The sequence below is a fragment of the Streptomyces sp. AgN23 genome, from assembly GCF_001598115.1.
Lineage (GTDB): Bacteria > Actinomycetota > Actinomycetes > Streptomycetales > Streptomycetaceae > Streptomyces > Streptomyces antimycoticus.
Genome location: NZ_CP007153.1, coordinates 1,806,121 through 1,817,820, shown reverse-complemented (window position 1 = coordinate 1,817,820; position 11,700 = coordinate 1,806,121). Strand labels below are relative to the sequence as shown.

The window sequence follows — 11,700 nt, the reverse complement described above, 5'->3', positions numbered from 1 at the left end:
CTAGCCGTGGAACCTGAGCACGGTGGTGAACTCCCCCAACAGCGCGGTGCCGTCGGCGAAGCCGGTGCCGACCAGCGTGGTGGCGGGTTCCTTGCGCCCGAATCCGGCGGAGTACCAGCCCAGCGGCGGGTCGGTCTCGCCGCGATGCGCCCGCCAGGACAGCTGCCCGGGCAGGTCGAGCACCGCGGAACGCCCCTCGCCGTCCCGGGTCCAGGTGAGCACTGCCCGGTTCCCCGCCAGGTCCGCGGCGATGGCCGGGCCGAGGTGGAACGCCAGGCGTACGTCCCGGCGCGGACCGCGCACCTCGTCGACGACCGTCAACTCCTGGTTCGCGGTGGCCAGTTCCACCCGGCGGCGGTGCACGGACCGCTGGTAACCGTCGTGCTCGGCACACCAGCGGGCCGTCCCCCCGTCGGAGGTGTCCGAGGTGTCCGCGGTCAGGACGCGGCTGCGGGCATGCCGCGTCCACAGGAACGGGCCGCCGGAGACCGACTGGTCACCGCCATCCACCTGCAGGGTGTTGTGGCCGAGGGTCGACCGGAAGTACCGCCGCCACTCGGGCTGCCCGTGGTAGCAGAACGTCCCCGGGTCGGCGAGCACGTCGACCCCGTCGTGCCGGACCTCCACGGACAGCGCGTCCGCGTGGGCATGCGCGGCGATGGACAGGAAGCCATGCGGACCGCCGTCGCAGCGGCACCAGATCTCTCCCGGACCGCGCAGGACGGTGAGCCCCGCGTCGGCGAAGTGGCCCGGCCGGCTTGGCGGGCGGGTCACGACCGGTGCGGCCGCGATCTTCGCGTACGGCCGGATGAGCGCGGCCAGCAGCGGGGTACGCACATCGGTACCGGTCACTTCCGGCCACCAGGCGAGGCGGCCGAATACGGCGTCCCCGGTGGCCAGCAGCGAGGCCCAGCGGTCGGTGCCCGTGCCGTCCACGACCAGGCCGTGCCCGTCGTCCGCGTCCCCCTGGCGCGGCGGACGTAACCGGCTGTCCACGACGGCCGCGAGCGCGTCGGTCATCCGCAGCAGCACCAGCCGGATGGACGCGGGGACCGGCACGCGGGTGGCATCCGCCTCGGCCACCGCGGCCAGGCCGAGCTCCAGTACCAGTCCGTGATACTCGGTGGCCAGCTCGCGGTTGAGGCCGGAGTCGAAGGTGTTGCGGCGCAGCTGCCGTTCCAGCGACCGCAGCGCGCCGGCCCGCCAGCGCGCCGAGGAGGGGAACCAGCCGAACGCGCAGGCCGCGGCGAACTGCCCAGCGGCCTCGGCGATGACGTGGTTGTTCGCCGAGGATCCCCGGCTGGGGAAGGCGGCCAGCCAGCGCTGGTGGTGCCAGATCTGGTTCAGCGCCACCGGATTGCCCTCGAACAGCCCGGCCACGCCCGGCCAGCCGTCGAGCAGCCGGCGGATCCACACCCAGGACAGCAACCGGATCCCCAGCTCGATGCCGCTGATCCAGTGCACGCCGCGCAGCGGTGGGTTGGCCGCCCACCACGACCGCAGGTGCGCGGCCACGCGCTCGGCGTACCGCTCGTCCCCAGTGATCGCGTAGGCGGCGGCGAGCACGGTGAGGTACTGATGCCGGGACAGCTCCCAGATCTGCTTGATGTCCCCGACCGCGTCCTCGTTCCGGTACGGCACGTTGAAGGCGTAGCCCCACGGAGCCCGGCGCCCGGTCTTCGGGTCGCACCACCAGTCCGGGTCGGCCAGGTCGTCGCGGACCACCCCGAAGTACTCGGCGTGCCCGCACATCAGCCGGTCCGCCTCGGCGATGAGACGTTTCGCGGCGTCCGGTGACACCGCGGCGATCGTCCCGGCGGGCAGTACCGCGGTGAACCGGGCGCCGGTCACGCTCGGGCAGTCCGGCCGCGCCGACCGCCACCGCCGCCTGCGCACCGCGTCGCCCACCCGGCCCGCGACCTCCCGCGGTCCCATCCGGGACAGCCGCCGCAGGTACCAGCCCGGACTCCCCGAGTTCACCGTCATCGCGCCCTCGCCAACGTCACCGGCGCACCGCCGGCCAGGCCGGTCCGCACGGCGAGGGTGGCCGTCGTGGTGGCGATCAGCGACTCCAGCGGCACCGGCATCGGCCCGCCGGTCCGCACGGCCTTGATGAACGCGGCCAGCTCGGCGGACTGGCCCTTGTCCCGGGCCTTGGGCAGCCGCGAACTGATCCACCGCTTGCGGCCGCCATCGTGAACAGTGGCACGGACGAAGTCGTCGAGCCGCAGCGCCTTGCCATCGGCGACCAGGTCCAGCGTCTCCTTGGGGAAGTCGGCCGGGCCGCTGGTGACGTAGCTGATGGTGGCGGCGGAGCCGTCCGGGTAGCGCAGCACGACCTGCAGGTCCTCGTGGCCGGACGTGGCGACCGCGTACACCGAGACCGGGTCGGAATCCAGCAGCCAGCTCGCGGTGTCGATGAAGTGTCCGCCCTCGCCGGCGAACCGCGAGCCCTCGGTGCCTTGCTGGAGGTACCAGCTGCCGTGCGCGAGGCGGCCCGCGTTGACCAGGTAGCGGAGGTTCGCCGGACCGGTCCGGGCGCCGAACCGCTTCCTGGCCTCCTGCAGCAGCGGGGCGAACCGGCGATTGAAGCCCACCTGCAGCCGGTCGTTGCCGGACTCCTCCACCGCCGCGAGCACGCCGGCCAGTTCGTCCTCGGTGAGGGCCAGGGGCTTCTCCACGAACACGGGCTTGCCGGCCAGCAGTGCTCTTCGGGTCAGTTCGGCGTGTGAGCTGTGCCGGGTGACCACGAACACCGCGTCGATGGACGGGTCGCCGAGCACGGCGTCGAGATCGGTGGTCGCCTCGGCGAAGCCGAACTTCCGCTGCGCGTTGGCCGCGGACAGCGCCGTCGTGGTGACGACGGTCGACAACACGACTCCGTCGCGCGGCGCCAGGTGCGGCAGAAGCATCGACGTCGCGTAGTTCCCCGCGCCGACGAACGCGAGGCGCACCGGCGTCGGGACGGCCCGGGCCGGGGTGGACGCTCCACCGCTGCGTGGCCTCACCGCGGGCACGGCCACCGCCGGGGCCGCCGCTTCCCCTGTTTCCACGGCTTGGTCGGGGTGCCCGGGATACCGGAACAGCACGGTCACGGCCTTCAGACCGCCGTCCTTCAGGCGCTGGTACGTCTCGACGGCGTCGTCGAAGTCGGCGACGTGGGAGACCAACGGCTCCACGTCGACGCTGCGGCGGGCGAGGAGATCGAGGAAGCACGCCAGGTTGCGGCGCTCGGTCCAGCGCACGTAGCCGATCGGGTAGTCCCGCCCCTCCAGCTCGTACTCCGGGTCGTAGCGACCGGGGCCGTAACTGCGGGAGAACCGGACGTCGAGCTCCTTCTCGTAGTACGCGTTCCACGGCAGGTCCAGGCGGCACTTGCCGATGTCGACGACCCGGCCGCGGTCCCGGCAGAGCCGGGCGGCCAGCTCGACGGGCTGGTTGCTGCCGCCGCCGGCTGCCAGATACACCTGGTCCACTCCGTGCCCGCCGGTGAGTTCGGCGACGGCGGCCTCCACGGTCGTGGACGCGGGATCGCCGCAGGCCGCGGCGCCCAGGCCCGCGGCGAGCTCACAGCGCGCCGGGTCGGGGTCGGCCCCGACGACGCGGACGCCCGAGGCGGCGAGGAGCTGCACCACCAACTGACCGATCAGGCCGAGGCCGATGACCAGCGCCACTTCGCCGAGCCGGGACTCGCCCTGGCGGACGCCCTGCATCGCGATCGACCCGACGGTGCCGAAGGCCGCGTGCCGCGGCGCGAGGCCGTCCGGCACCGGTGCGTAGAGGTTCTTCGGCACCCAGTTCAACTCGGCGTGCAGCGCGTGCTCGTTGCCGGCGCAGGCCACCAGGTCGCCGACCTTCACATCGTCGATCCCGGCGCCGACCTGCTCGACCACCCCGCACAGCGAGTAGCCCAGCGGCGTGTAGGAGTCCAGCTTGCCCATCACCTTGCGGTAGGTGGCGGGCACCCCGTTGGTGGCCACGCTCTGCATGACCTTGGCCACCTGGTCGGGCCGGGAGCGGGCCTTGCCCAGCATCGACATGCCGGCCTCGGACACCTTCATGAGCTCGGTCCCGGTGGAGATCAGCGAGTAGGCGCTGCGGACCAGCACACCGCCGGGCTTGCACCCCGGCACCGGCACGTCGAGCACCGCCAGCTCGCCGCTCTTGTAGTTCTGCACAACCTGTTTCACCCGAACTCCTCTGTATTCCTAAGCCGTTAACCGAGTGCTCTGGCCGGACCCAGAGGTCGCGTCGCGATACCAGTACTCGAGGGTCAGCACATGCCACAGATGTTTGGAGAAGTCCCGCTGTCCGGCGGCGTCCTCGGCGACCATCCGCGCCAGCGCGTCGCGGCGCAGGAACCCGGAACGGACGAGCACCCCGTCGTTGACCACCTCACGCACCAGCGGTGCCAGATCCCGGCTCATCCAGGCCCGCAGCGGGGCGCTGAACAGTCCCTTGGGCCGGTACACGATCTCCCGGGGCAGGACCGAGGTGGCCGCCTCCTTGAGGACGGCCTTGCCCTGCCGTCCGACGATCTTGCGATTCCCGGGCACGGCGAACGCCGCCCTGACCACCTCGACGTCCACGTACGGCACCCGCACCTCGGTCGACGCGGCCATGCTCGACCGGTCCGTGTACGTGAGGTTCAGTCCCGGCAGGAACATCCGGGCGTCGCCCAGACACATGCGGTTGACGAAGTCGTCGAGGTCATTGTCCTGATAGATGTCCGCGTGTTCGGTCAGCACGTCCTCGACCGTCCCGGCCAGGTCCGGATCGATCAGGGCGAGCAGCTCGGCCTGGTCGTACATGGTGTAGCTGCGCCGGAACGCGGTCTCCTCCGGCAGATCGGCGAAGGAGAGGAACCGCTTCGCGAAGCGCACCGACCGGTACCCCCGGCGGGACGTGGCGACCGGCAGCCGGTCCACGGCCGCGGACACCCCGCGCCGCAGGGGCCGCGGGACGCGCTGATAGCGCAGCGCGAGCAGGTTGGCCAGGTGCTTGCGGTACCCGGCGAACAGCTCGTCGGCACCCATCCCCGAGAGCATCACCTTGACCCCGGCCTCCCGGGCGGCCGAGCAGATCAGGAAGGTGTTGATCGCGGCGGGGTCGCCGATCGGCTCGTCCAGGTGGTACGTCATCTCCGGCAGCAGGTCGAGCACGTTCGGCGCGATCTCGATCTCGTGCAGGTCGACGCCGAACCGCTCGGCCACCCGCCGGGCATGGCGCAGGTCGTCCGGCATCGCCTCGAACCTGGCGTCCTCGGCACGGAATCCGATCGTGTAGGCCGAGATCCCGGGTCGGTCGCGGGCCGCCAGCGCGGTCAGGTAGCTGGAGTCCAGACCGCCGGAGAGGAAGGTCGCCACCGGTACATCGGAGAGCAGGTGGCGCCGAGTCGACTCCTCGACGACGGCAGCGACATCCGGCTGCTCGCCGCCCCGGGCCCGCTCCCGCCCCTCGGCGGCGACGTCCTTCAGGTCCCAGAACCGGCCGCGCTCCACCCGGCCGTCGGCCCGGAACCGCAGCCAGCTCCCCGGCGGCAGCTTCTCCGCCTCGCGGAACGCGCACCGTGAGTCCGGCACCCAGTAGTACAGCAGCGAGGCCACCAGCGCCGCATGGTCCACCTCCAGCGACTCGCCGGTGGCGGCGGCGAGTGCCTTGAGCTCGGAGGCGAACACCAGGCCCGCACCGCGCCGGAGCAGGAACAGCGGCTTGATGCCGAGCTGGTCGCGGGCGAGCACCAGGTCGCCGGTGCGCTCGTCGAAGATCCCGAACGCGAACATGCCGCGCAGCCGGGGCAGGCAGCCCGTGCCCCAGCGCCGCCATGCCTCGAGCAGCACCTCGGTGTCGGAGGTACCGCGGAAGCGCACCCCAGCGGCTGTCAGCTCGGCACGCAGCTCGGGCGCGTTGTACAGCTCGCCGTTGTACGTCAGGGCGAGGCCGTCCGAGACCATCGGCTGGGCGCCGGTCCCGGACAGGTCGATGATGGCCAGCCGGCGGTGCCCGAGGTGCACTTCGCCGTCACCGGCGCGGTGGTCGTACCGGCCCGCCCCGTCCGGACCGCGATGGGCGAGGGTGTCGGTGAGCCGGTCGGTCACGACCTTCCCGTCCGGCCATCGGTACGTGCCTGCGATGCCACACATGTCCTACCGCGCCTCCTGGTCGCTGTCCGGGACCCGTGCGGCCCACATCGGCAGCCGCTCCGTCCGTAGCCGGCCCTTCACGTTCTGCCGGGCCGGTCGTTCGCCATGGCCCCGCAGCGCGATGTGCAGCCCGTCCCATAACGTGCCGTCGGTCCGGTCACGCGGATCGGGGTCGATCAACACCACACCGATCACTGGAATGCGCTGGTCCGCGAGCTGCCGCGCCACGGTGTGCAGCCATGCGGCGCTGCCGTGCCCGGCACGCACGACGAGCACGGTCTGGGTGCCGAGGTACTGGAGGTCGGTCCACGCCGTGCCGGGCGCGACCGAGCCGACTCCGAGCCGGCGCTCCTGATCCGGCACGGCCGCGGCACGCTCGCCGCCGACCACGGTCGGGTCTCCCGGCTTCGGGCGGCGGCCTGCGAGCTGCCGGCCGGGCAGCCCATCGACGATGACCACTGGGCCGTCCGCCGCCAGTGCCCCGGCGACGTCCAGGGCGATCGCGCTCGTGCTGCGCGCACAGCCCAGTTCCAGCAGCGACACCGGTTCCGCACAGTCGCGCACGGTGCGGGCCAGGGACGTGGTGAGCCTTGTCCGTGCCGACCGGGTGCGCCGGCGCTGCCACAGCCTGCCCGACCGGCAGGGCAGCTCCGCGATGACCGAGGCACCGAGGTTCGCCGCGATCTCCCGGCGCAGCACGGGGCGGTCCGCCACCACCGTGCCGACCGCGGCCAGCGCGAGCCCGAGGACGAGCCCGAGGACGAGCCCGATCGCGGCGTCGGTGACGGCGGCCTTGGGCAGGGAGTACCGCACCGCGCGCGGGGCGTCCACGATCTGCGTACCGGAGACGACCCTGGGCGTGCCGGTGCGCGCCTCCGCGGCGCGCTGGTCGAATTCGGCGATCCGCGAGTTGAGCTCGGCGCGGCGGGCGAAGAGCGACTCGATGCCCGCCGACGCTTTTGGATCGCTCTCCGGCGATCGATCTCCGATCTCCTCGTTGACCCGGGTGAGTTCGTCCCGCATGCGGTCACGCTGGTCGAGCAGGGCCTTGGACTCGGCCTTCGCGGTTTCCCGCATCCGCCGCACATGGTCCGCGACGAACGCGTCGGCCAGTGCCTTGGCGCGGGCCACCGCTTGCGCGTCGCTGTCGCCTGTCACCGTGATCTGCAGCAAGTTGTTGGTCAAGCCGGTACCCCGGTAGTCCCCCATGAAGTCCTCAGGCTTGTCCCGGGACGTGAGGGACCGCAGGGCCTTGTCGGCGATCCGCGTGGTGTGCAGCAGTGCCACGTCGGTGCGGATCAGCGTTCCGGTGTCGTTCGGCTGGTCCTCCTTGTGCGCGACCAGCACCTTGGCCACCGCGGTCGGCGGTGGCGGCAGCAGGACCGCCACCGCCCCACCGACCAGCAGTCCCAGCAGCGCCAAGGAGCACCAGAGGCGACGGCGCCTGCGCACCGCCACCACCAGCGCCTGCAGGTCAAGCAGCGGAGCGGAGGCCGACGACTCCGAAGTCTTGCTCGTCGTCACGCCGAACCTCCCGGCGCGTGGCCGCGGACCGTGAGCGCCGGCGTGACGGCATCCCGAGGAGGGTCGGCGGACCGTGTCGGACGGGCCCGGACCGTGCCGACGACGACGGTGCCGATGACCTCATGCCCCGCGTCCGCACACGCCTCGGCGACGTCGGCCAGCTCCTCCGCGGTCCGGCTGCCCACGCTGAGCACGACCAGGGCACCGGACTCGGTGTCGCGGTCCGGCACCATCGGCCCGGACACCGAAACCCCCACCACCCGCAGCATGGGGTATCCCCTGCTCGAAGAGGCCGGGGAAGGATCGCTCTCGGCCTCGGCGACGAGCTGCCCGGCGGCCCGGCGGGCGACCTCGTCGCCGTCCGGGACGACGACCAGCAGCCGTCGGGGGGCCGGCACCTGGTCCCGGAGGCGGGCGCACACCCGCCGGTAGCGGATCTGCCTGCCGGCCTCGTCGCCGGGCGTCCGCGGGGTCGGTGCGTCCCACCGGATGTCGACGCCCAGCAGCCGGCGGATCCGGGCCCGCGGGCCACGGCCTTCCGGCCGGTGCGCGCGCCGTTCATCAGGTACGTCGACGGTACCCAGCAAGGTGGAGCCCAGCGCCGCGGCGATCTCCGGTGCGGTGCGCGGTCGGCGGCTCACCCGTGCGGCGGCGAGCTGGCCGATGACCGCGAGCAGGAAGAACAGCAGCACCCCGGCGACGATGAACTGCGTCCTCGTCGGCGCGGCCTCGCCGGTCGGCCGGGCCGCCGGCCCCATGACGACCATGTTGGCCCTGTTGGTCGTCGGGTCGGCCTCGTCCAGCTTTTTCACGGCCTGCTGCAGCGCGGTACGCAGCTTCGCGAGCTCGGTGCGGGCCTGCACGCTCTCCACGGTCTGCCCCGGATCGGCCGCCTCGGCCAGGTCGGTGATGCGGCGGTTGGTCTGCACCACCATCTTCCGCAAGTCCTCGGGCCCGGCCGCCGATTCGGGGTCGGTGTTGTCGCCCGCGAGCCGCGCGGCGAAGGTGATGAATTGCTGGGCCACCTGGTCGGAGAGCTGCCGCGCACGTTCCGGGGTGTCGGCCGTACCCGAGATCTTGATGATGTTCCCGTCGGTGGCCTTGGCGCTCACTCGATCCCGCAGCTCGCTGCCGCTGACCCCGGGCCAGCCGAGCGTGGCGGCCGCGCGGTCGACCACCACCGAACTGGTCGCGATCTCCGCCTGGGTCAGCAGCTCGCGCTCCTCCCACTGCCCCGGCAGCAGTACCGATGCCGACGTCGTGTACCGCGGCGGAAACAGCAAGGAGGTGCCGTAGCCGACGAGCGCACCCAGCACGGCGACGACGGTGAGAAGCCGCCAGCGCCGACGGAGCATCCGCCCGATCGTGACCAGGCGTATCGTGTCATCGCTCAACGGCGCGGCCTCTTCCCTGACCGTGCCGGGTAGCCCGCCGGCACCGGAGTGCGGTCGCGGCAGGCAGCGGCGTAGGCGGCGAGCAGCGACGCTTGCGAGTTCCGCCAGGAGAGCGGCCCGCCGATCCGCTCCTGACCGACCTTGCCCATCCGGGCCCGCTTCTCCGGATCGTCGAGGAGCAGCGCGATGAGCCCCGCGAATTGGGCCTCGTCGTTGGCGGGCGCGTAGACCGCGGCGTCACCGGCGGAGACGCGCGCCTCCTTGAGGTCGAACGAGACGATCGGCCGGCCCATCGCCATGTACTCCAGGACCTTGTTCATGGTCGACACGTCGTTGAGCGGATTGCGCGGGTCGGGGGAGAGGCACACGTCCGCGGTGGACAGGTAGCGCACCAGGTCGGCGTCCGGGACGCGTCCGGTGAATCGCACCTGCTCACAGAGCCCGAGCTGCCGGGACAGGTCCACCATCGCGTCGAAGGCGTCGCCGGCGCCGACGAACACCGCATGCCAGTCGGTCCGTCCGAGCTCGTCGCGCAGCTTCGCGAGGGCCCGCAAGGCGTAGTCGACGCCGTCCTGAGGGCCCATGACGCCGAGGTAGCACAGCAGATAAGGCTTGCCGCGCTTCAACTCCGGCTCAGCAGGCACCGGTTGGAACCGGTCGATCTGGGGCGCGCTGCGCACGACGAAGACGTCCTCCGGCCTCCGGCCGCCACGGCGCAGCGCGACCTCCCGGTAGCTCTCGTTCGTGGCGAGCACGATGTCCGCGGCCCGGTAGGTCCGCCGTTCCAGCGCGCACACGGCGCGGTAGAGCAGGTCTTCGCCGCGGTCGAACCGGGAGAGGTACAGCTCGGGTACCAGGTCGTGCTGGTCGAACACGAACCGCGCACCGCGCCGCTTCAGCCACCGTGCCGGCAGGAACAGCAGATCCGGCGGGTTGCAGGCGTGGACCACGTCGACCGGGCCGACCTTGCGGGCCAGCCGGACCGTGTGCCACAGCGCCGATCCGTACTCCCGCAGGTACCCGGCCGGTCCTCCGGTGGCCGCGCGCAACGGGTAGCGGTGGATCCGCACCCCGTCGATCTCCGCCTCGGGCTCCGTGTCCCGCTTTTCCCCCCGGGGGCAGATGACGTGCACCTCCCAGCCCGCGTCGCGCAGCGTCGTGCACTCCTGCCACACCCGCCGGTCGAACGGCACCGACAGGTTCTCCACCAGGATCAGCGCGCGCCGGTGCGACCCGTCGCCGCCGGCTGTCTCATCGAACGGCGTGTCACCAAGCAAGGCCCATGTACCCCGGTTCGGCCCGGCGCGCTTCGGCGTCGGGGAGGCGGATGAGGTCGACGAGCACCGGACCGTCGCCCTGGGGCAGCGCCGCCAGCACGGCCGGATCCCTGGTCCCGACCAGGCACACCTCGGCGTGCTCCAGCACCTCGCCGACGGATTCCGCGAGCAGCTGCGCGAGGTGCGGCAGCCGGTTCTCGATGTACTCGCGGTTCGCGCCGATCAGCCGGGAGAGGTTGACGTTGGCGTCGTAGATCCGCAGGTCGTAGCCCTTGCCGAAGAGCCTCTCCGCCAGTTCGACGAGCGGGCTCTCGCGGAGGTCGTCGGTGCCGGGTTTGAAGGACAGCCCGAACATGCCTATCCGGCGCTTGCCGGTGCGTTCGACCAGGTCCACCGCGCGTTGCAGGTGTTCGGAGTTGGAGGGCAGTACGTGGGCGAGAATGGGAACCGAGACGTCGGCCCGCTGCGCCGCATGGACCAGGCTGCGCAGGTCCTTGGGCAGACAGGAGCCACCGAAGGCGAAGCCGGGCCGCAGGTAGGCGGGGCTGATGTTCAGCTTGCGGTCGGCCAGGAACACGTCCATCACCTGGTGCGAGTCCACCCCGAGCGCCTGGCACACCGCGCCCAGCTCGTTCGCGAAGCCGATCTTGAGGCCGTGGAACGCGTTGTCCGCGTATTTGATCGCCTCGGCTGTCGGGACCGGCACCCGGAACACCTCGCCGGGCAAGCCGTCGTACAGCGCCATCACCGCGTCGCCGCTTGCCGGGTCGAGTTCGCCGATGACGGTCTTGGGCGGGTCGAAGAAGTCCCGCACGCTCGTGCCCTCGCGCAGGAACTCCGGGTTGACCGCGACCCCGAAGTCCACCCCGGCTGTGCCGCCGACGTTCTTCTCCAGGATCGGCACCAGCAGGTTCAGACATGTGCCCGGGAGCATGGTGCTGCGGAATACGACGGTCTGCCGGCCCCCCTGCTCGACCCCCTCGGCCAGCGCGGCGCCGATCTGCTCGGTGACCCGCTCCAGATACGTGGTGCACAGGCTGCCGTTGGGCTCCGACGGCGTGCCCACGCAGACCAGCGACACCTCGCTGTCCATGATCGCCTCGCGGACGTCGCCGGTGGCGCGTAACGCTCCGGTCCGCACGACCTCGGCGATGAGCTCGCCGATCCGCTCCTCGACCACCGGGGCCTTGCCGTCGTTGACCAGGTCGACCTTCATCTGGTTGACGTCCACCCCGATGACCTCGTGCCCCATGCTGGCCAGGCACGCGGCCGATACGCAGCCCACGTAGCCGAGCCCGAAAACGCTGACTCTCATGACCCGTCTCTCCCCCCAGGCAGGCCCTTGCGGCCTGCGGTCCGCGC

The 11,700-nt window shown here is 72.0% G+C and carries 7 protein-coding genes; all 7 read right to left on the bottom strand.

Translation table 11 applies throughout. The annotated features are described in order from the left end of the window. Genes AS97_RS08015 through AS97_RS07985 form a run of 7 tightly spaced genes read right to left on the bottom strand, consistent with a single transcriptional unit; the run spans position 1 to position 11,653 of the window. On the bottom strand, positions 1-1,986 hold the full coding sequence (locus AS97_RS08015) for an alginate lyase family protein (RefSeq protein ID WP_210564612.1): 1,986 nt from the start codon (positions 1,984-1,986) through the stop codon (positions 1-3). After that, a complete protein-coding gene (locus tag AS97_RS08010) occupies positions 1,983-4,190 on the bottom strand; it encodes a bi-domain-containing oxidoreductase (RefSeq protein ID WP_210564611.1) in 2,208 nt (735 codons plus the stop codon). Before AS97_RS08010 ends, AS97_RS08015 begins: the two co-directional genes overlap by 4 nt. 18 nt (positions 4,191-4,208) lie before the next feature. Further along, entirely contained in the window at positions 4,209-6,143 is a 1,935-nt protein-coding gene (gene asnB / locus AS97_RS08005) for an asparagine synthase (glutamine-hydrolyzing) (RefSeq protein WP_059143033.1), read from the bottom strand. A gap of 3 nt (positions 6,144-6,146) precedes the next feature. Then, complete coding sequence (locus tag AS97_RS08000) at positions 6,147-7,667, bottom strand: Wzz/FepE/Etk N-terminal domain-containing protein (RefSeq protein WP_125755792.1); 1,521 nt, start codon at positions 7,665-7,667, stop codon at positions 6,147-6,149. After that, complete coding sequence (locus tag AS97_RS07995) at positions 7,664-9,061, bottom strand: Wzz/FepE/Etk N-terminal domain-containing protein (RefSeq protein ID WP_125755794.1); 1,398 nt, start codon at positions 9,059-9,061, stop codon at positions 7,664-7,666. The genes AS97_RS08000 and AS97_RS07995 overlap by 4 nt, the downstream gene beginning before the upstream one ends. After that, positions 9,058-10,338 carry a glycosyltransferase family 4 protein gene (locus AS97_RS07990; protein ID WP_125755796.1) on the bottom strand — a complete coding sequence of 427 codons (1,281 nt, stop codon included), beginning with the start codon at positions 10,336-10,338 and terminating at the stop codon, positions 9,058-9,060. The genes AS97_RS07995 and AS97_RS07990 overlap by 4 nt, the downstream gene beginning before the upstream one ends. Further along, a complete protein-coding gene (locus AS97_RS07985) occupies positions 10,328-11,653 on the bottom strand; it encodes a nucleotide sugar dehydrogenase (protein ID WP_059143029.1) in 1,326 nt (441 codons plus the stop codon). The genes AS97_RS07990 and AS97_RS07985 overlap by 11 nt, the downstream gene beginning before the upstream one ends. Positions 11,654-11,700: the final 47 nt, after the last annotated feature.

What these genes read in the sequence shown, in the direction of transcription:
- AS97_RS08015 (WP_210564612.1), bottom strand. Translation starts at nt 1,986, where the DNA reads ATGACGGTGAACTCGGGGAGTCCGGGCTGGTACCTGCGGCGGCTGTCC.
- asnB (WP_059143033.1), bottom strand. Translation starts at nt 6,143, where the DNA reads ATGTGTGGCATCGCAGGCACGTACCGATGGCCGGACGGGAAGGTCGTG.
- AS97_RS07985 (WP_059143029.1), bottom strand. Translation starts at nt 11,653, where the DNA reads ATGAGAGTCAGCGTTTTCGGGCTCGGCTACGTGGGCTGCGTATCGGCC.